This is a genomic window from Aureimonas sp. CAS (assembly GCF_059838215.1).
In genome coordinates, this window is record NZ_CM187563.1 from 2507898 (window position 1) to 2527796 (window position 19899).

At 66.7% G+C, this 19899-nt stretch carries 19 protein-coding genes; 8 read left to right on the forward strand and 11 right to left on the reverse strand.

Annotated features, from left to right (window positions below; all coding sequences use genetic code 11):
* Positions 1-36: 36 nt before the first annotated feature.
* Positions 37-237 carry a 50S ribosomal protein L35 gene (rpmI, locus tag AC6R2M_RS12050; protein ID WP_500482449.1) on the reverse strand — a complete coding sequence of 67 codons (201 nt, stop codon included), beginning with the start codon at positions 235-237 and terminating at the stop codon, positions 37-39.
* Between the two features lie 278 nt (positions 238-515).
* Positions 516-1055 carry a translation initiation factor IF-3 gene (gene infC / locus AC6R2M_RS12055; RefSeq protein WP_500487578.1) on the reverse strand — a complete coding sequence of 180 codons (540 nt, stop codon included), beginning with the start codon at positions 1053-1055 and terminating at the stop codon, positions 516-518.
* Between the two features lie 207 nt (positions 1056-1262).
* On the opposite strand from infC, the gene AC6R2M_RS12060 reads away from it, so the two are divergent.
* A complete protein-coding gene (locus AC6R2M_RS12060; RefSeq protein WP_500482451.1) occupies positions 1263-2033 on the forward strand; it encodes an alpha/beta hydrolase in 771 nt (256 codons plus the stop codon).
* 116 nt (positions 2034-2149) lie between these two features.
* Here the strand turns inward: AC6R2M_RS12060 and AC6R2M_RS12065 are convergent, their stop codons facing one another.
* From AC6R2M_RS12065 to phaR, 3 genes are all read right to left on the reverse strand, one after another.
* Positions 2150-3697 (reverse strand): tripartite tricarboxylate transporter permease, encoded by a 1548-nt coding sequence (locus tag AC6R2M_RS12065; protein ID WP_500482453.1) that lies wholly within the window; start codon positions 3695-3697, stop codon positions 2150-2152.
* Positions 3697-4146, reverse strand: a complete 450-nt coding sequence (locus AC6R2M_RS12070) for a tripartite tricarboxylate transporter TctB family protein (RefSeq protein WP_500482455.1) — start codon at positions 4144-4146, stop codon at positions 3697-3699. The genes AC6R2M_RS12065 and AC6R2M_RS12070 overlap by 1 nt, the downstream gene beginning before the upstream one ends.
* 158 nt (positions 4147-4304) lie before the next feature.
* The gene (gene phaR, locus AC6R2M_RS12075) at positions 4305-4883 is read right to left on the reverse strand and encodes a polyhydroxyalkanoate synthesis repressor PhaR (RefSeq protein WP_500482457.1); all 579 of its coding nucleotides are present in this window, start codon (positions 4881-4883) and stop codon (positions 4305-4307) included.
* A 250-nt stretch (positions 4884-5133) separates the two neighbouring features.
* On the opposite strand from phaR, the gene AC6R2M_RS12080 reads away from it, so the two are divergent.
* Together AC6R2M_RS12080 and AC6R2M_RS12085 are read left to right on the forward strand one after the other, a co-directional pair.
* The gene (locus tag AC6R2M_RS12080; protein ID WP_500482459.1) at positions 5134-6318 is read left to right on the forward strand and encodes an acetyl-CoA C-acetyltransferase; all 1185 of its coding nucleotides are present in this window, start codon (positions 5134-5136) and stop codon (positions 6316-6318) included.
* A 68-nt stretch (positions 6319-6386) separates the two neighbouring features.
* Positions 6387-7112, forward strand: a complete 726-nt coding sequence (locus AC6R2M_RS12085) for a beta-ketoacyl-ACP reductase (RefSeq protein WP_500482461.1) — start codon at positions 6387-6389, stop codon at positions 7110-7112.
* 64 nt (positions 7113-7176) lie between these two features.
* Here the strand turns inward: AC6R2M_RS12085 and AC6R2M_RS12090 are convergent, their stop codons facing one another.
* Positions 7177-7548: a DUF427 domain-containing protein gene (locus AC6R2M_RS12090; RefSeq protein ID WP_500482463.1), complete on the reverse strand. Its 372-nt coding sequence runs from the start codon at positions 7546-7548 to the stop codon at positions 7177-7179.
* A 106-nt stretch (positions 7549-7654) separates the two neighbouring features.
* On the opposite strand from AC6R2M_RS12090, the gene AC6R2M_RS12095 reads away from it, so the two are divergent.
* Positions 7655-9733 carry an NAD(+) synthase gene (locus AC6R2M_RS12095; protein ID WP_500482465.1) on the forward strand — a complete coding sequence of 693 codons (2079 nt, stop codon included), beginning with the start codon at positions 7655-7657 and terminating at the stop codon, positions 9731-9733.
* A 13-nt stretch (positions 9734-9746) separates the two neighbouring features.
* On the opposite strand, the gene AC6R2M_RS12100 is transcribed toward AC6R2M_RS12095, so the two are convergent.
* Both AC6R2M_RS12100 and AC6R2M_RS12105 read right to left on the reverse strand, forming a co-directional pair.
* Positions 9747-9902 (reverse strand): hypothetical protein, encoded by a 156-nt coding sequence (locus AC6R2M_RS12100; protein ID WP_500482467.1) that lies wholly within the window; start codon positions 9900-9902, stop codon positions 9747-9749.
* A gap of 451 nt (positions 9903-10353) precedes the next feature.
* Entirely contained in the window at positions 10354-10737 is a 384-nt protein-coding gene (locus AC6R2M_RS12105; protein WP_500482469.1) for a septal ring lytic transglycosylase RlpA family protein, read from the reverse strand.
* Between the two features lie 365 nt (positions 10738-11102).
* Here AC6R2M_RS12105 and AC6R2M_RS12110 point away from each other — a divergent pair, with 365 nt between their 5' ends.
* On the forward strand, positions 11103-11630 hold the full coding sequence (locus AC6R2M_RS12110; protein ID WP_500482471.1) for a cell wall hydrolase: 528 nt from the start codon (positions 11103-11105) through the stop codon (positions 11628-11630).
* Between the two features lie 95 nt (positions 11631-11725).
* Here AC6R2M_RS12110 and AC6R2M_RS12115 read toward each other — a convergent pair whose 3' ends face one another.
* Both AC6R2M_RS12115 and AC6R2M_RS12120 read right to left on the reverse strand, forming a co-directional pair.
* Entirely contained in the window at positions 11726-12154 is a 429-nt protein-coding gene (locus tag AC6R2M_RS12115; protein ID WP_500482472.1) for a Ros/MucR family transcriptional regulator, read from the reverse strand.
* A 420-nt stretch (positions 12155-12574) separates the two neighbouring features.
* A complete protein-coding gene (locus tag AC6R2M_RS12120) occupies positions 12575-14368 on the reverse strand; it encodes a peptidoglycan L,D-endopeptidase MepK (protein WP_500482474.1) in 1794 nt (597 codons plus the stop codon).
* Between the two features lie 326 nt (positions 14369-14694).
* On the opposite strand from AC6R2M_RS12120, the gene AC6R2M_RS12125 reads away from it, so the two are divergent.
* Together AC6R2M_RS12125 and AC6R2M_RS12130 are read left to right on the forward strand one after the other, a co-directional pair.
* Positions 14695-16512: a M3 family oligoendopeptidase gene (locus AC6R2M_RS12125; RefSeq protein WP_500482476.1), complete on the forward strand. Its 1818-nt coding sequence runs from the start codon at positions 14695-14697 to the stop codon at positions 16510-16512.
* 305 nt (positions 16513-16817) lie between these two features.
* On the forward strand, positions 16818-17261 hold the full coding sequence (locus AC6R2M_RS12130) for a type II toxin-antitoxin system VapC family toxin (protein WP_500482478.1): 444 nt from the start codon (positions 16818-16820) through the stop codon (positions 17259-17261).
* A gap of 5 nt (positions 17262-17266) precedes the next feature.
* On the opposite strand, the gene AC6R2M_RS12135 is transcribed toward AC6R2M_RS12130, so the two are convergent.
* A complete protein-coding gene (locus tag AC6R2M_RS12135) occupies positions 17267-18226 on the reverse strand; it encodes a small ribosomal subunit Rsm22 family protein (protein WP_500482480.1) in 960 nt (319 codons plus the stop codon).
* A 125-nt stretch (positions 18227-18351) separates the two neighbouring features.
* On the opposite strand from AC6R2M_RS12135, the gene AC6R2M_RS12140 reads away from it, so the two are divergent.
* The gene (locus tag AC6R2M_RS12140; RefSeq protein WP_500482482.1) at positions 18352-19797 is read left to right on the forward strand and encodes a homospermidine synthase; all 1446 of its coding nucleotides are present in this window, start codon (positions 18352-18354) and stop codon (positions 19795-19797) included.
* Positions 19798-19899 lie beyond the last annotated feature (102 nt).

Below are 19899 nucleotides of genomic sequence, written 5' to 3' on the forward strand. Positions count from 1 at the left end.
TAGCTCCTTGAAATCTCTTGAGTACCCGGTCCGCGCTTAGCGGTTGTAGGGCATGTAGATCTTGACGATCCGCGTATCGGGCTCGGAGAGGATCATCGTCCCCCGGGCGTTGCGGATGAAGTCGTTGGAACGCTTGATCATGCCGTGGCGCTTGCCGGCGGCACCCGCCTTGACCTTTCCGGTCGCGGTCATGCGGAACCGCTTCTTGGCGGCCGCCTTGGTCTTCATCTTGGGCATTTCGCTCTCCTAGGATGAGGAGCCTCGACCTTCCGTCCGCCCCGCGAAAGGCGGGCCGAAATCCGAACGAAACGTTCGATGGTGGGTCGACAGCGTTATGAGCCGCCACGGCATGCCCTGCCGGCCGGCTCTCGTTGACGGTTGGTGCTCTAGCTCAAACGCGACGGCGGGGCAAGCGGAGCCGAGCACCGAAGCCGTCCGTCGAACTCGCGGCAGCGGGTGGATCCCCGCACCCGGCCGAAGCGGGGCGCGCCCTGAAGGCGCGCCGCAGCATCGGGTCAGCCCTTCGGTGCAAGCACCATCATCATCTGGCGCCCTTCGAGCTTCGGCTCGGCCTCGACCTTGGAAATCTCGGCCGTCTCCTCGCGCACGCGCGAGAGAAGCTGCATGCCGAGCTCCTGGTGCGCCATCTCGCGACCACGGAAGCGCAGGGTCACCTTGACCTTGTCGCCTTCCTCGAAGAAGCGGCGCACGGCCTTCATCTTCGTCTCGTAGTCGTGATCGTCGATGTTCGGACGCATCTTGATCTCTTTGACCTCGATGGTCTTGGTCCGCCGGCGCGCTTCGGCGGCCTTCTTCTGCCCCTCGTATTTCAGCTTGCCGAGATCGAGGATCTTGCACACGGGCGGATTGGCGGTCGGCACGATCTCCACGAGATCGAGGCCCGCCTCCTCCGCCATCGCCATGGCTTCGGCGGTCGGCGTCGGGCCGCGGTTCTGCCCATCGGCGTCGATGAGCTGGACGAGCGGGACGCGAATTTCACGGTTTGAGCGGGGCCCTTCCTTCTGGGCCGGCGGCGCACGAAAAGGTCTGCGAATGGTCGTTGTCTCCTGCCGTTGACGATACTAGTTCGGTGGGGCGGCGCCGGAAAACGGCCGCCGTCCATGCAGCGAATACAATGCATATAGCATGGGAGGCGATCCAATTCACGACGGAACCCACGCATTTTTGACGCTCCTGGGGCGATCGCGCGTCGCCCGTGGTGCATATCGGGGGCCGAACCGAGCCGAGGAGGCACGAGCCTAGTGGATTCTCACAGACCGCCCCCGTCGTTCCACGCGCCTCAGGCCGGGCCGAGACTCGCCTTCCTCCAGCAGGAGGGAAGCGGGCCGACCATCGTCTGGCTGGGCGGCTACCGCTCCGACATGCGCGGCACCAAGGCCGAGCACCTGGGCGACTTCGCCGCCCGCGAAGGCCTGGCCTATCTGCGGTTCGACTATTCCGGCCATGGCGAGTCGGACGGTCGCTTCGAGGACGGAACCATATCCCGCTGGACCGACGAGGCCGCGGCCATCGTCGAGGCGCGCACGAGCGGACCGCTGATCCTCGTCGGCTCCTCCATGGGCGCCTGGATCGCGCTTCGCCTCGCCAGGCACTGGGCCAAAGATCCGGGGCGGCTGGCGGGACTGCTTCTTCTCGCCCCTGCCCCGGACTTCACCGCCCGTCTCGTCGAGCCGTCGCTGACCGGCCCGGAATGTCAGGCGCTCGACCGGGACGGGTTCATCGCCCGCCCGTCCGAGTATTCGGACGAGCCGACGATCTACACCAAGGCCCTGCTCGAGGACGGCGGGCGTGCGGCGGTCATGGACGGCCTCATCGTCACCGGCTGCCCGGTGCGGATCATTCAGGGCATGGCGGACCCGGATGTGCCGCACACCCACGCCCTCGAACTCGTCTCCCACCTTCCCGGCGACGGCGTGACGCTGACGCTCGTGGCGGACGGCGACCACCGACTGTCGCGCCCGGAGGATCTCGCCCGGATGGAAGCGGCGGTTCGCGAGCTGGCTTCGGCCTGAGGGCCGGACGCGGACGGGCGACCCACCGACCGAACGAAAGAAGCCGCCTCTCCCGGACAGGAAAGGCGGCTTCGTTCGTTTCAGGGGACGCCCGACAGGGCGAAAGGGTCCGATCGCTATTCGGCGACGCTGCTCGCGCGCGCCAGCGAAGCGTTGGCCCTGCGCAGGCGCCATCCGCGATAGCCGCCCCAGGCCGTCCAGAGCAGGACGAGCACCGTCAGCGCGAGGACCGTCCCGGAAATCGGCCGTTCCCAGAACGTCATCAGATTGCCTCGCGAGATCAGCATGGCGCGACGGAAATGCTCCTCCATCAGCGGCCCGAGCACGAAGCCGAGCAGGAGCGGCGCCGGCTGGAAGCCGAGGATGCGCATCAGATAGCCGAGCGCCCCGAAGAAGACGACGAGCCAGACGTCGAAGGCGCTGTTGTTCACGGTGAACACGCCGATGCAGATGAACATCAGCACGGCGGGATAGAGGATGTGATACGGGATCAGGAGCAGCCGGACCCACAGGCCGATCAGCGGCACGTTCAGGATCACGAGCAGCACGTTGCCGACCCAGAAGCTCATGACCAGCCCCCAGAAGAGGCTCGCCTCCTGCGTCATCAGCTGCGGCCCGGGCGTGATGCCGTGGATGATGAGGGCGCCGAGCATCAGCGCCATGGTCGGGCTGCCCGGAATGCCGAGCGCCATGGTCGGGATGAAGGAGGTCTGGTCGGCCGCGTTGTTCGCCGATTCGGGCCCCATGATCCCCTCGACCGCGCCCTTGCCGAAGCGCGAGGGGTCCTTGGCGACCCGCTTTTCCACGGCGTAGGACATGAAGGCGGCCACCGATGGCCCGGTCCCCGGCAGGGTGCCGAAGAACGAGCCGATCGCCGAACCGCGCAGCATCGGAAAGGGCGAGCGGCGCATGTCGTCGCGCGTCGGGCGCATGGCGCGGAAGGACACGCTCTTGGGGTCGATGTCCCCGGTCTTGATGTTGCCGATCGAGGAAATGATCTCGGCGATGCCGAACAGGCCCATGGCCAGCGCCACGAGGCTGATGCCGTCGGAGAGCTCCAGATAGCCGAGCGTGAACCGCTCCTGGCCGGTGTAGATGTCCATGCCGACCGTGCCGAAGGCGATGCCGAGCACCACCATCGCCAGACCCTTGAGGGCCGAGCCCTCGGCAATGGTGGAGGCCGCGACCAGCCCCAGCAGCATCAGCGCGAAATAGTCCGCCGAGCCGAAGGACAGCGCGTAGGAGGCGATCGTCGGGGCGAAGAGCATCATCAGGAGGATGCCGATCGAGCCGCCGACGAAGGACGCGATCGTGGTCATCAGGAGAGCGGTGCCGCCGCGCCCCTGCTTGGCCATGGGGTTGCCGTCGAGCGCCGTGACGGCGGTGGACGGCGTGCCCGGAATGTTCAGCAGGATCGCCGCCGTCGAACCGCCATAGGTCGAGCCGTACCAGATGCCGGCGAGCATGATCAGCGCCGAGGTCGGATCGAGGTGGAAGGTGATCGGGAACAGCATCGAGATCGCGGCGATCGCGCCGATGCCGGGAATGACGCCGATGATGGTGCCGAGCAGCACGCCGATGAAGCAGTAGAAGAGGTTCGAACCGGACAGCGCCGTTTCGAGGCCGATGGCGATGTTGCCGCCGAGAGAGCTCAGGACGTCCATCAGAAGGGCGACCTCCACATGACGAGGGGTAGGCCGAGACCCTTGGAGAAGATGCCCCAGGCCGCCAGCGACAGGACGACGGACATGACCGCCAGGGACAGCGGACGGAACGTGCGCTCGGCGAGGCTGGAGACGAAGATGAGCGCGACGATCGCCGGCACGAGGCCGAACGGGCGGACCGCCATGGCGAAGATGGCGACGCCCGCCAGAACGGCGATCGTGGAGCGCCATTCGATCTTGTCCAGCGTTCCGGGTCTCAGGAACGCGGGAATCATGATGGCCAGGCCGAAGCCCGCGAGCACGACACCGACCGAGGTCGGAAACATTCCGGGCCCCATGCGTCGAACGGTACCGAAGTCCAACGTGGACAGCGCGTGCCAGGCGATCAGTCCGCCGGCGATGATGAGCAGTGCTCCGCCGACAATGTCGCGGTAATCCCGCTGATACATGGTCCCTCCCCCGCGACTACGCGGTCCATCGGGGCAGCTTATCGCACCGCTCTCCGCCCACGTCTACCCGCCGGCTCTCGCGAGACCTTGAGGAACACCAAACGTTCAACTCGTTCCGATGGAAGCATTCGTAAGGCCTCCAGAATGTCTATTGGACGTTACTGCTTCGCCTTCCCCAACGCGTCGAGCTTCTTCTGCATGTCGGCGATCTGCTCCCGCATGGCCGCAAGGTCGTCGCCCGCCGCCGAGGGCGCCGGATCGGCGGGCTTTGCCGCCTCCGCCGTGGCCGCGGCCAGGAACGGATTGAACATGCCCATGGCCTGCCGGAACATCTCGGTGTTGCGGCGAACCTGCTCCTCGATCAGACGCGTCGTCTGCGCCATCGCGTTGCCGGGCGAGCGGAAGGTCTCCTGCTCCTTCGAAAGCGCGGCCATGGAATGTTCCAGATAGGCCGGGATCACCATCTGCATGGAATCGCCGTAGAAGCGGATGAGCTGGCGCAGGAAGGTGATCGGCATCAATGTCTGGCCGCTCTTGTTCTCCTGCTCGAAGATGATCTGCGTCAGCACCGAGTGGGTGATGTCTTCGCCCGTCTTGGCGTCCTGGACGACGAAATCCTCGTTCCCCTTCACCATCGCGGCGAGGTTCTCCAGCGTCACGTACATGGACGTGCCGGTGTTGTAGAGGCGCCGGTTCGCGTACTTCTTGATGACCGTCGTCTCGGTCTTCTTCGCCATGCGTCGCAACTCCCCCTGAACGGCCGTCCGGTGACGCGGGCACCACGCCGCGCCCGAGTTAGGCACATTTTGGCGCGGCAGTTCAAATTCTTTCCATGAGATCGCGACGGTGTTCCCCCGGCTCGCGAAGCGCGCTAGCTAACGATGTGGGAGAACAGTTCACGTCGCGTCAGACGGGTGGCGTCTCGAACCGGGACCACCGGCGAAGACCCCCACTGCAGCGCGAACGGCCAACAGGGAAGGACCGCAAATGAGCTCCGCAGACTCCATCGTCATCGTCGGTGCGGCACGCACGCCCGTGGGCGCCTTCAACGGCGCCTTCGCCAACGTCCCGGCCCACCAGCTCGGAGCGACCGCGATCCGCGAGGCGCTGTCGCGCGCCAAGGTCGACGCCGCCGAGGTAGACGAGGTGATCATGGGCCAGATCCTGCAGGCGGGCGAGGGTCAGAACCCCGCGCGGCAGGCGTCCATGGCGGCGGGATGCCCCAAGGAGACGACCGCATGGAGCCTGAACCAGCTCTGCGGCTCGGGCCTTCGCGCGGTGGCCATCGGCATGCAGCAGATCGCGCTGGGCGACGCCAGGATCGTCGTCGCGGGCGGACAGGAATCCATGTCCATGGCGCCCCATGCCGCGCATCTTCGCGGCGGCACCAAGATGGGCGATCTGAAGATGATCGACACCATGCTGAAGGACGGCCTGATGGACGCCTTCAACGGCTACCACATGGGCAACACGGCCGAGAACGTCTCGCGCGAGTTCCAGATCACCCGCGACCAGCAGGACGAGTTCGCGGTGAAGTCGCAGAACAAGGCCGAGGCCGCGCAGAAGGCCGGCCGCTTCAAGGACGAGATCGCGCCCTTCACGGTGAAGGGCCGCAAGGGCGACACGGTCGTCGCGGACGACGAGTACATCAAGCACGGCGTGACGCTGGAGAAGATCTCCGGCCTGCGCCCGGCCTTCGACAAGGAAGGCTCGGTGACCGCCGCGAACGCCTCCGGCATCAATGACGGCGGCGCGGCCGTCGTCCTGATGAGCGAGGCGGAGGCCTCGCGCCGCGGCCTGACGCCGATGGTGCGGATCGTCTCCTGGGCGACGGCCGGCGTGGACCCCGCCGTCATGGGCACCGGCCCGATCCCGGCCTCGCGCAAGGCGCTGGAAAAGGCCGGCTGGTCGATCGGCGACCTCGACCTGATCGAATCGAACGAGGCCTTCGCGGCGCAGGCCTGCGCCGTGAACAAGGAGCTCGGCTGGGACCCGGAGATCGTCAACGTGAATGGCGGCGCCATCGCCATCGGCCATCCAGTCGGGGCCAGCGGGGCGCGCGTGTTGAACACCCTGCTCTTCGAGATGGCCCGGCGGGACGCCAGGAAGGGGCTCGCCACCCTCTGCGTCGGCGGCGGCATGGGCGTCGCCATGTGCTTCGAGCGGATGTGAGAACGACAGGGCGGCCTCCTCGGCCGCCCTTCCTTTAGGGTTCCCAACCAGCGAACGGGAGGAGTTGCATGGGACGAGTTGCGATCGTGACGGGAGGCTCGCGCGGCATCGGCGCGGCCATTTCGAAGGCCTTGAAGGAAGCGGGATATTCCGTCGCGGCCAATTACGCCGGCAATGACGAGGCGGCCAACGCGTTCCGGGAGGAGACCGGGATCGCGGTCTTCAAATGGGACGTCTCGTCCTACGAATCCTGCAAGGAGGGCATCGCCAAGGTGGAGGCCGAACTCGGCCCGGTCGACATCCTGGTCAACAATGCCGGCATCACGCGCGACGCCATGTTCCACAAGATGACGCCCGACCAGTGGAAGGCCGTCATCGACACCAACCTCTCCGGCCTCTTCAACATGACGCATCCGCTCTGGTCGGGAATGCGCGACCGCAAGTTCGGCCGCGTCATCAACATCTCCTCGATCAACGGGCAGAAGGGTCAGGCGGGGCAGACCAACTATTCGGCGGCCAAGGCGGGCGACATCGGCTTCACCAAGGCGCTGGCGCAGGAGGGCGCGCGCGCCGGCATCACGGTGAACGCGATCTGCCCCGGCTATATCGGCACCGAAATGGTGCGCGCGATCGACGAGAAGGTGCTGAACGAGCGCATCATCCCGCAGATCCCGGTCGGTCGCCTCGGCGAGCCCGAAGAGATCGCGCGCTGCGTCGTGTTCCTCGCTTCCGAGGAGTCCGGCTTCATCACCGGCTCGACGATCTCGGCGAATGGCGGCCAGCACTTCCACTGATCCCGCATGATGCGGACCCGCGCCCTTCCGGCGCGGGTCCGTCCGAACCTTCGTCAGGCAGGTCTCAGCCGGCCGTCACGCTGAAGACCGCCGGGTCGAAGCCCACATGGTCGCGCAGCGTCTCCATGTCGGCCTTCGTGTCGCGATGGACCCAGGCGGCGTTCGCGACGCCCCCGCCCGATGCCACGACCGAGAAGAAGTGGCGGCCAAGGGAATCGCCCTTCGCCTGCGCCTCGTCGCTCGCAGTGAGGTGCTCCATATAGACGTCCTCCATCGGCACGTAATAGACCGGAGCCTCGAGGACGCCATGGACGATCAGCGCTCGATTGGACGAGGCGACGACGGCGTCGTGACGCTTCACGACGATCGATCGGGTCTCGCGCTCGGTGCGGACGCCCTCGGAGCGGCCGGACGTTGATGATGCCTCAGATGACATGCGGTTCTTCCTTTCCTGAGCGGGCGCTTCTCGGAGCCCTTGCACGGACAAGCCGGCCGGCGCCGGCGCGTTCCACCGAAGGGGCGAGCGAAAGAGGAGCCGGGCGATGAACGCGACGGCCGGACGCGGCGAGAGCCGTTTCGAATCGATCCACACGCACGGATTCCTGCGCGTCGGCGTGTCGACGCCGGTCGTGGCGATCGCCGATCCCGCAGCCAACGCGACGGCGACGATCGAGGAGGCGCGGCTCGCGGATGCGGAGGGATGTGACCTCCTCGTCTTCCCCGAGCTGAACCTCTCGGCCTACGCGATCGACGATCTTCACCTTCAGGACGCCCTGCTCGATGCCGTCGAGGCCGGCTTGCGGGAGGTGGTGCGGGCGAGCGGGACGCTTTCGCCGGTGCTCCTCGTCGGCGCCCCGCTGCGCCGCAACGGCCGGGTCTACAATTGCGCGATCGCCGTCTCGAAGGGGCGGATCCTCGGCGTGGTGCCGAAGACCTTCCTGCCGAACTACCGCGAATATTACGAGAAGAGGTGGTTCGCGTCGGGCGCGGGCACCGAGGGGCTTTCCATCGATCTCTGCGGACAGACGGTCCCCTTCGGTCCGGACCTTCTCTTCGCCGCCCGCGATCTCGACGATTTCGTCTTCCACATCGAGATCTGCGAGGACTTCTGGGCGCCGACGCCGCCTTCGACGTCAGGGGCCCTGGCCGGCGCCCTCGTCCTCTGCAACCTCTCGGGCTCGCCGATCACCGTCGGCAAGGCGGCGGACCGCCACATGCTCTGCGCCTCGCAGGCGATGCGCACGCTCTCGGCCTATGTCTATTCGGCCGCCGGCCCCGGCGAGAGCTCCACCGACCTGTCCTGGGACGGACAGGGCTCGATCCACGAACTCGGCGACGTTCTCGCCGAAGCCGAGCGCTTCCAGCGGCGCTCCCAGCGCATCGTGGCCGATGTCGATCTTTCGCGCATCCGGCAGGAGCGGATGCGCACGGGCACCTTCAACGATTCCGCCTCCCTGTCCGGCCACCCGGAGAAGCGCTTCCGGCGCGTCGCCTTCGACCATTCGCCGAGCGGTGCGGACATCGGCCTGAAGCGCCCTGTCCGGCGCTTCCCCTTCGTGCCGAACGCACCCGAGCGGCTGGACCAGGACTGCTACGAGGCGTTCAACATCCAGGTTCATGCGCTGGCCCGTCGCTTCGAATCGACGCCCGGCGACCACATGGTCATCGGCGTTTCGGGGGGCCTCGATTCCACCCACGCGCTGATCGTGGCGGCGAAGGTCTGCGATCTTCTGGAGCTGCCGAGAAGCACGATCCTCGGCTTCACCATGCCGGGCTTTGCGACCGGCGAGACGACGAAGGGGAACGCCTGGGCCCTGATGCGCGCCCTCGGCGTCACCGCCGAGGAGATCGACATCCGCCCGGCCGCCCGCCAGATGCTGACGCAGATGGGACATCCCTTCGCGGACGGCGAACCGGTCTACGATATCGCCTTCGAGAACGTTCAGGCCGGGCTGCGCACGGACTTCCTGTTCCGCCTCGCCAATCAGCGGTCCGGTTTCGTCATCGGCACGGGCGATCTATCCGAACTCGCGCTCGGCTGGTGCACCTACGGCGTCGGCGACCAGATGAGCCATTACGGCGTCAATCCCGGCGTGCCGAAGACGCTGATCCAGTATCTGATCCGCTGGACGGTCTCGTCAGGCCAGTTCGACGAGGAGACCGGGCGCGTCCTGACCGCCATTCTCGACACCGAGATTTCGCCGGAGCTGGTGCCGGCGGGCGAGGACGGAGCGATCCAGTCGACGGAATCGAAAATCGGACCCTACGAGCTGAACGACTTCTTCCTGTTCCACACGCTGCGCTACGGTCAGCGCCCTTCGAAGATCGCGTTCCTGGCCTGGCACGCATGGCGGGACGCGCAGCGCGGCCAATGGCCTGCCGGCTTCCCCGACGCTCGCAAGAACGAATACGATCTGGCCACGATCGCGATATGGCTGGAGCGCTTCCTGATCCGGTTCTTCCGGACCTCGCAGTTCAAGCGCTCGGCGCTGCCGAACGGTCCGAAGGTCGTCTCCGGCGGTGCGCTCAGCCCGCGCGGCGACTGGCGTGCGCCCTCGGACGGACGGGCCGAGCCGTGGCTGCAGGAGTTGGCGAGACTCCGCGAAGCCGGTAAGGGCTGAGCCGCTCGCGGCCTCAGACTGCGCCCTGGAAGAGCCTCCAGGCGTAGTAGGACATGACTGCGGTCATGAAGAGGCACATCGCCATGAAGGAGAAGACGAACCAGGACATGCGCTCCGGTTCCGTCGTGTGCTCCGTCTCGTCCTGATCCTGGCTGTTCTCGTCGACCATCGGCTCTTCCGCTGCGCGTTCATCCCCATCCGAAGCGGAAGGCTGAACGCTCCGCCCCGTTCCTCTCGCCTGCGGCTTCCGTCCGGAACCGGACGCGGCTCCCAAGGAGACCGATGCGCTGGAGCGAGAGACAGAGCGACGTCCGCGTCGCGACGGACGCTTGGCGCTCTGTCGTTGGAAGCGAGGATAGCGGACCGAGCGGACAGGAGAAGAACCGTCTCGCCCCTTCCGGGGGTCGAGAACGCCGATTTCGAACCGGTTCACCTCGACGTGAGGCGGGAACGAAGAGATTCCCGCTCCGTTTCGAAGGCGTCAGAGAACGGAGAAAGGCCATGAGGATCGAGACCGCTGTCGCCGTGTTCGTCAACGCGTGCTTCTTCGCGATGATCGGTGGCGCAGGTCTCGTGGCCGCGGCGGTGGTCTTCCCCTAATATTGAAGGCGCGCCGACGATCAGCCGAGGACGTCGAGGCGCACGGCGCCCACGCCACGGTTCACAAGACCGATCTGGCTGGCGGCGGCGCGGGACAGGTCGATGACACGACCGCCGGTGAACGGACCGCGGTCGTTGATGCGGACGGTCACCGAGCGCCCCGTATTGCGGCACGTCACCTTCACCTTCGTGCCGAAGGGAAGCGTACGGTGGGCGGCGGTCATGGCGTTCTGATCGAAGCGCTCGCCGTTCGCCGTGCGACGCCCCTGGAAACCGGGACCGTACCAGGATGCGGGACCCGAAATGACTTTAGCCGGATTGGCCATGGCCGGAGCCGGAACGGTGACGAAGGTCGTCGTGACGGCGAGTGTGAGCGCGGCAATGGCCGTCGGCATGAACTTCATTCGGTGTGCCCCCGGGCTGTTTCGAGGGCCGCGTCTTCGTCGGCTGACGCGGCGGAAACGTGAGACGAACCGGGCAGCAATAAGGTCATTTAGAGACCTCGGGAACGATCTTCCCGCATGATTAACCGACTGTGCCGGCTCGAAAATCCCGCAGTTTCGGGAACGAGCGACGGTTTACGTCGACCGACGATCCCTCCACATTTCGGAACCCCGTTCCGGTCGTGCCTATCCTTGCCGGATGCTCGCCTGTCGCTTGGCTGCAACAGACGAGCCTGCTCGACTCCCATCGCAACCCCCACCCCATTCCCGCCCGATAGGCATGGTTAACGCGCTTCCGGGACACATCGAAGTTTGGGGTTTGGGCCATGATCCGGATCGTTATCGGCCTGGCGGCGCTCGGCGCGCTGGCCGCCTGTCAGCAGACGAAGGTCGAGCCGCTGGCGCTCATGTCCGAGATCGACGCACGTGACCGCGAATGCCTGGCACGCGCCATGTATTTCGAGTCGGAACGGTCCAGCCGCGAAGGCATGCTGGCGGTCGGATCGGTGGTGATGAACCGTGTCGAGTCCGAAGCCTATGGCGACGACGTCTGCGCGGTGGTCGGCCAGCCCAACCAGTTCGCGCCGGGCGTCATGTCGCGGTCGATGGCGCAGGGGAGCGGGCTGGCGATGGAAGTCGCGGAGGACGTTCTGGCGGGAGCGCGGCATCGGGACGTCGAGGCGTCGAACGCCATGTTCTTTCATCAGGCCGGGCTGACATTCGGCTACGGCAACATGAACTATGTCGCGATCGCGGGCGGCAACGCCTTCTACGAGCGTCTGTCGCGCGCCGAGCGCGACCGGCCGGTCACGTCCCAGGCGGAAGTGCGCCGTCGCATGCGCTCCCCGGGCTGAGGCCCTGTCCCTCCCCTGGACGACAGGTCGTACGAACGAGAACGGCCCGGTCGAGCGAACTCGGCCGGGCCGTTGGTCTCGTCGGATCGAGACGATCAGCGAGCGCCGCGACGGCGCTTGTGGCCGAGGCCCATCTGCTTGGCGAGGCGCGAACGGGCCGCCGCGTAGTTCGGCGCCACCATCGGGTAGTCGGCCGGGAGTTCCCACTTCTCCCGATACTCTTCCGGGGAAAGGTTGTAGTGGGTCATCAGATGCCGCTTCAGCGACTTGAACTTCTTACCGTCTTCCAGACAGATGATGTAATCGTCCGTGACGGAGCGCTTGACGGGTACCGCGGGCTTCGGCTTCTCGGCCACGGGCGCCTGCGGCGCCGATGTGGTGCGACCCAAAGCACCGTAGACATCCGAGATCAGGCCCGGCAAGTCGGAGACCGGCAGCGAATTGTTGCTGACATAGGCCGCGACCACCTCGGCCGTCAGCTCCATCAGCATCTCGTTGTTGGCAGGGCTTTCGATCTGATCCATCTTCTCACCTGAACTATGGCGCAGGGTCAAACCTACACGCCGTCCGGGTTCGACGCCTGAAAACGATTGCCGCACTTCTCGGCACCGATCGCGACCAAGGCCCGGAACACTTCCTCTCTTGAGCTGTATTTAGCCAATCTTCATATCTGTCAAGCGTCGACTTGAACGCCCAAGACGACGGAACATGAAATGGCAGAAAAGTGACCCGGCGTTATAGTTTTCGCCGGGTCGCAGGCAGCACCGCCTGCTTCGGATGGGCCCGGACGTCGAAGTGTTCGGAAACAAGGCCGAAGACCGCGCTGGACAAGGCGCCGCCAAGGACGCCTGTCGAGCGCGACCGGATCGAGATATCGGCCACCCTGACGCGCCGCTTCAAGGAGCGGAAGCGTCCTCTTGGCGTCCGGCCGGACGCACGGCGCCCTATTGCAGGCGCCGGACCGGCAGGAAGGTCACCGCAGAACCGCTGAAGCGGTCGCTCGCGGCAACGGGCTCCTTCGGCGCGAAGCCCGATTCGAGCACCGCCACGGGAACGTCCACCACGAGCATCCCCGCGTCGGGGCGGGCGATGCGCCCTTCCTGCGCGCGGCGCTCCGGGCTGGTGACGAGAGAGGCGACATGAACGCGCTGGCCGATGGCTTCTTCGATGGCGACCGTGGTCGCCTTCGCCCTCACGCCCGGCTCACGCAGGACCCGCCCGGACTTGCCGCTCGGGGAGACTGCATCCGTGGAGGCGGATGTCTGCACGGCCGGAACGCCTTCCGCTTCGAGAGCCGAGGCCTCCGCCTCGAGAGCCGCGACGAGAGAGGACGGAATGGCTGCGGCTTCCTCGGCAGCGGCCACGGGGCGTGACGGGGCCGAAACGGGCGTCACGAGAGCCTGCGGTTCGGCTTCGGGCTCCAGGGCCGCGACCAGAATGTCGGCGACCGAGGACGGCGCCTCCGGCTCCACGGACGCCGCGTCGGCAACCGCCTCGGGCTCGGGCGCGCCCCCGGGAACCGGGATCGTGCCGGCGCGCAGCACGTTCTCGAAGGCCGGACGGCTGCTCGGCGTCGGAACGGCATAGGCGAGCTGGCCGGGCGCGGCGGGGCTCGGAGCTTCGGGCTCGGCGGCCGCGACCTCCACGACCGGCTCGACCGCGGGGGCCTGCGCGGCGACCGCCGCGGCGGCATTGCGCGAAGGCGCGAAGGTGGGGACCGGAACGCGGGCGAGGGCCGCGACCTGCGTCTGCTCGGGGATGCCGGCGCGGGGCGTCGGAGAGCGGCTGGACGTGTCGAATTCGTTGCGCTCGGGCATGGCGACGCCGGTCGGGAGAGCGGGACGCGGCGCGGGTGCGGCCGCGACCTGAACCTGCGGCGCGGGCGCCTGTCGAGCGGGTGCCGGAGCCTGGACAGGCGCGGCGGGCGCCCGGCCGCGCGGCGGGACCGGGGCCGTCTCGACCTCGGCATTGTCTTCCGCCTCGTCCGCACCGCCCCCGAAGAGGCGTGCGAGCAGGCTGCGACCGCCGGTGCGCGCGTCGGCCATCTGGACCGAGGAACCGGAGCGACGCTGATTGTAGGAGGCGAGCGCGGTCTCGTAGCCCGGCAGCGGACGGCCGTCGGCCGGCACGTAGATCGTGTTGCCCTGCGGGAAGATGCGGGCGAGCTCGTTGCGGTTCATGCGCGGCCAGTAGCGGCCGTTGCCCGTGTCGATGTGGACGAAGGGCGAACCGGAACGCGGATAGTAGCCGACGCCCCCGATCTGCAGCTGCATGGCCGCGTCGCGGACGCGGCTGAGCGGCACGCCGGGAATGAAGAAGTCGATGGCCTTGCCGCGCGTGTGCTGGCTGTTCTCGGCCACGCCCGAGGAGCGCGAGCGAAGCGTCCGGTTCGTCGTCGGGGAGCGGTAGCCGCCGATGATGTGGATCGGGCCGCGTGCGCCCGTGCGGCGATGGATCTCCCAGAGCATGTCGAGGAGATGCGGGTCCATGTTGGTCGGCTTGCTCTCGCGCCAGTCGCGCAGCGCCCAATTGGCCTGACGCAGGCCCTCCTGCAGGAAGCGGCCGTTGCGCTTGTAGGTAACGTTCGAGGATTCGCGTAAGTGCACGTGGTAGAGCGGAAGCGTCCGGGTCTCGGCCTTCGCGGGTCCGTTCGCGGTCATCACCAGCACGAAGGCGGTGACGGTGATCGCGGCGGCCCGTACGATCTGGCGCGCGGCGAGTCCGGTCAGTCCGAACATGCGGTATCCCCTCGGAACGTCGTCGCCTCGCGTGTCCCCCGCGGCGACGCTGGATGCAGTGCGACCGTTCCGAAGATCGGTCGTCAGAAAGTGCGGCATAAAGATGACACTTGCCCAAATTTCGCTCAATTGAGCACGAGCAGGGTTAACATCCAGCTAACGTCCTGTCTTGCGCTCCGCGAATCGGGGTCTCGTGCGTTCTTAACGTCTTCCGTCGGTGAGATGGAAGGTCACGGCCCGCGATCCAGCCCACCTTTCGCCGCCGCCTCGCCTTCGTCATCCGCAGCGGCTAGAAGCGCCGCAAGACAGGCAGGAAGGCGAGACCGATGACGACGAACACCGCGCGCGCGATCGAGACGGACGAGCTGGGTCCCCTGCCCCGCTGGAAGCTGACGGACCTCTATCCGGGGATCGACAGCCCCGAGATCGAAAACGATCTCGGGGAGGCCGCCCGGCAGGTGGACGCGTTCCAGTCGCGCTTTCGCGGTCGCCTGGGCGAGGAAGCGGCCTTGCCGGCCGGGGGCGCGCTCGCCGAAGCGGTCGAGACCTTCGAGGCGATCGAGGAGCGGCTCGGACGGCTGGGCTCCTATGCCGGTCTTCTCTACACCGACGACACGTCCTCGCCGGTGAACGCGAAGTTCTACGGCGACATCCAGTCGCGCATCACCGACATCGCCTCCAGGCTCCTCTTCTTTCCGCTGGAGCTGAACCGCATCGACGACGCCGTCATGGACCGCGCCATGAGCGAGAGCGCGGCCCTTTCGCGCTATCGGCCCTGGCTCGTCGATCTGCGCCTCGACAAGCCGTTCCAGCTCGAGGACCGCGTCGAGGAGCTGTTCCTCGAAAAGGGTCAGACCGGAGCCGGCGCCTGGAACCGGCTGTTCGACGAGACGATGACCGCGCTGCGCTTCGAGGTGGACGGCGAAAGCCTGTCGCTGGAAGAGACCCTGAACCTTCTGCAGGACGAGGATCGCGACCGCCGCCGGAGCGGGTACGAGGCGCTCGCCACGGTGTTCTCGCAGAATCTGCGCCTCTTCACGCTCATCATGAACACCCTCGCCAAGGACAAGGAGATATCCGACCGCTGGCGGGGCTTCGCCGACGTCGCGGACTCCCGGCATCTGGCGAACCGCGTGGAAGGCGAAGTGATCGACGCGCTTTCGGGCGCCGTGCAGGCCGCCTATCCGCAGATCTCGCACCGCTACTACGCGCTGAAGGCGCGCTGGCTCGGGCTGGACCAGCTGGAGGCCTTCGACCGCAACGCGCCTTTGCCCGGCCCGAAGCGCCCGCTCGTCTCCTGGGCGGATGCACGCTCGACCGTGATCTCGGCCTATGCGGGGTTCTCCCCGGAGATGGCCTCGATCGCCGACCGCTTCTTCGAGGAAGGCTGGATCGATGCCGGCGTGCGCCCCGGCAAGGCGCCGGGGGCCTTCGCGCATCCGACCGTACCGTCCGCGCACCCCTATGTGCTGATGAACTATCTCGGCAAGCCGCGCGACGTCATGACGCTCGCGCACGAGCTCGGCCATGGCGTGCATCAGGTCCTGGCCGCGCGCCAGGGTGGGCTGATGTCGCAGACCCCGCTGACGCTGGCCGAGACCGCCTCGGTCTTCGGCGAGATGCTGACCTTCCGGTCGCTGATCGACAACGCGCCGACCAAGGCCGAGCGTCGCATCCTCCTCGCCTCCAAGGTGGAGGACATGATCAACACGGTGGTGCGGCAGATCGCGTTCTATCTGTTCGAGCGTCGCGTCCACGAGGAGCGGCGGGAGGGCGAACTGACCGCGGAGCGCATCGGCACGATCTGGCGGGAGGTGCAGGCCGAAAGCCTCGGCCCGTCCATCCGGCTGGGGCAGGAGTACGAGAGCTTCTGGACCTACGTCCCGCACTTCGTGCACTCGCCCTTCTACGTCTATGCCTACGCCTTCGGCGACTGCCTCGTGAACTCGCTCTATGCCGTCTACCGGAACTCGGAAGTCGGCTTCCAGGAGAAGTATTTCGAGATGCTGAAGGCCGGCGGCACGAAGCACCACTCCGAGCTTCTGGCGCCCTTCGGCCTCGACGCGGCGGATCCGGGCTTCTGGTCGAAGGGCCTCGGCGTGATCTCGGGCTTCATCGACGAGCTGGAAGCGCTGGAGGATTGAGTCGAAAAATCCGTCTTGCGTTGCTATGTTGAGAGGACTGGGTTCGGGAACGTGGCGATGACCCTCTTGAAGTTGTCGGAGGACGGAACGATCGTCCTGCCCGAAGAGATGAGAGCGTCCCTTTCGCTCCGCTCCGGCGACAAGCTCGAAGCCTGGATCGAGGACGGAGCGATCCGCTTGCTCCGCTCTTCAGACGGGGGATCTTCGGCAAGTCGGGGTGTGGACATTTCGCCCTGGATCGGGACCGGGACGTCCTTCTCTTCGCCGGAGCAGGCGGACGATTTCGTCAGAGCCGAGCGGAATTCATGGGACTGACGGCGTCGCTCGTCGGTCACCGCGTTTACGTGGACGCCAACTTTATCATCTATGTCGTCCAGGGTTTCGAGGCGTTCAGGCCTGCGATCGACGAGTTCACCAACCTCCTGCGGGACGGTCGGTTCGCGGCGGTTACGTCCGAGTTCACGTTGTGCGAGGTCCTCGTCCATCCGATGCGGCGGGGAGACCACGAGGAGATCGGACGATATGTCAGTCTTCTTCGGGACAGCGGGGCGTTTGAGCTCGCGCCTGTGACAGCTTCGGCATTCATCGAGGCCACACGTCATCGAGCGACCCTCGCGCTGAAGACACCTGACGCGATCCATGTCGCCGCAGCTCGGACAGCGGGATGTACGGCCTTTCTTTCCAACGATGTCCGGCTAAGGTCGCCTGAAAATATGGTTCATGTCAGGCCGGCTGCATCGGCACGCTGATAACCTCACCAACCGTCGCCCCAACCCCGTCGCTTGGCCCGCTTGTAATCGGCACCGTCGCGGCGGGTGACGAGATGCTCGGCAAGGGAGCCGTCGTCCCGGCAGAGCTTCAGCGCCACCCTGCCGCTGGCTTCTCGCGGACTGGTCAGCACTCTCGCCTGCGGAAGCTCGCCGGGAGAGCGCGCGACCGCGACATAGGCGAACTTCTCGTCCTCGAACGGCGCCTCCCCGCCCTTGATCTGGCGGTGCAGCTTCGAGCGCGGAAGCCGCCGGGCGAAATGGCACCAGTCGGGCTCGACGACCGGGCAGTCGAGCGCGTGCGGACAAGGCGCGACCAGATGGCCGCCCGCCGCGATCAGCCGGCGGCGGACCTGCAGGATGCGACGCCAGCCCGCCGGCGTGCCGGGCTCGACGATCAGAAGAAGCTGCCGCGTCGCCGCCCAGAGGTCGTCGACGAGCCTCGGGACATGCCCCGGATCGACCTCGTCGAGCACATAGGCGAGCGTGACGAGATCGGCCGAGGGAGCACCGCCCAGTCCCTTCACCGCATCGACCGCCTCGTAGCGCGGCGCGAAGTCGAAGGCGCCGTCCCACAGCCGCTCGCCCACCCGCCGGATCGGATCGCTGGCTTCCAGAAGCAGAGCCTCCTCGATACCGAACGCGTCCTGCGCGGCCCAGAGCGCTGTCCCCGGCCCGGCGCCGACATCGAGAAGGCCGCGCGGCGACAGGTCGGGCCGCGCGGCCGATATCTGGGCGAGGCATTCCCGGATCGCGGCATAGGTCGCCGGCATGCGCGCCGCCGCATAGGCCTGCGCGGTCAGATCGTCGGAAAGGTGCAGCCGGCCGTCGCGCGTCTCGGCGCGATAGCGCTTCGACAGCGTCTCGCCCGCGCGTTTCAATTCGGCCTGCGACCGGTCGGCGACGAGGCGTTCGATCGCAGCTTTCAGGGGGAAGGGAAGCTCCATCGAGGTCTCTTGCCCCGGCGCGCGAGCCCTGTCAGGCCCCTCGATCGCACCTCGCCTCTTTTTTTTGACAGCGTTCTCGCGTAGCGGACCCGCAACGAGACGCCCCTCGAGAAGGACCTTTCACAATGGCGAACGAGAACCATCCGATCCACGGCAAGATCACCGGGCCTGTCGTGATGATCGGCTTCGGCTCCATCGGCCGCGGAACGCTGCCGCTGATCGAGCGCCATTTCGAATACGACAAGAACCGCTTCACGGTCATCGACCCGAAGGACACGGATCGTGGCCTGCTCGACGAGCGCGGCATCAAGTTCGTGAAGGAGGCCGTCACCCGCCAGAACTATCGCGAGCTTCTGACGCCGCTCCTCACCGAGGGAGAGGGCCAGGGCTTCTGCGTCAATCTTTCGGTGGACACCGGCTCGCTGGACCTCATGAAGCTCTGCCGCGAGCTCGGCGTCCTCTACATCGACACGGTCGTCGAGCCCTGGCTCGGCTTCTACTTCGACGACAAGATGTCGAACGCCGACCGCACGAACTACGCGCTGCGCGAGACGGTCCGCCGCGAGAAGCGCAAGAGCCCCGGCGGCACGACGGCCGTCTCCTGCTGCGGCGCCAATCCGGGCATGGTGTCCTGGTTCGTCAAGCAGGCGCTCGTCGACATCGCCACCGAAACCGGCATGGACTTCAAGGAGCCGGCGGCGGACGACCGCGAGGGCTGGGCGAAGCTCATGAAGAAGGCCGGCGTGAAGGGCATCCACATCGCCGAGCGCGACACGCAGCGCGCCAAGGATCCCAAGCCCCGCGACGTGTTCTGGAACACCTGGTCGGTGGAGGGCTTCCTGTCCGAGGGCATGCAGCCTGCCGAACTCGGCTGGGGCACGCACGAAACCTGGCGCCCTAAGAACGCCAAGGACCACGAGAAGGGCCACAAGTCCGCGATCTATCTGGAGCAGCCGGGCGCCAACACGCGCGTGCGCACCTGGTGCCCGACACCGGGCCCGCAGTACGGCTTCCTGGTGACCCACAACGAGTCGATCTCGATCGCGGAATACTTCACCCACCGCAACAAGCACGACGAGGTCACCTACCGGCCGACCTGCCATTACGCCTATCACCCCTGCAACGACGCCGTCCTGTCGCTGCACGAGCTGTTCGGCGCGGCCGGCAAGATGCAGCCTGAGCATCACGTGCTCGACGAGAACGAGCTGGTCGACGGCATCGACGAGCTCGGCGTCCTGCTCTACGGCCATGCCAAGAACGCCTATTGGTACGGCTCGCAGCTCTCGCTGGAAGAGACGCGCCGGATCGCGCCCTACCAGAATGCGACGGGCCTTCAGGTAACGTCGGCCGTTCTCGCCGGCATGGTGTGGGCGCTGGAGAACCCCGAGGCCGGCATCGTCGAGGCGGACGAGATGGACTACAGGCGCTGCCTGGAAGTCCAGTCGCCCTATCTCGGCCCAGTGAAGGGCTACTACACGGACTGGACCCCGCTGGAGGGTCGTCCCGGCCTCTTCCCGGAAGACCTCGACACCAGCGATCCCTGGCAGTTCCGCAACATCCTCGTTCGCTGATCCCTGAGACGCAGCAAGCCGCGACCGCCCGTGCGCCGGGACGGTTGCGGCTTCTGGAACCTTATCGGCCTTCCCGGCCTTCTTGATGAAGGGTCGATGACG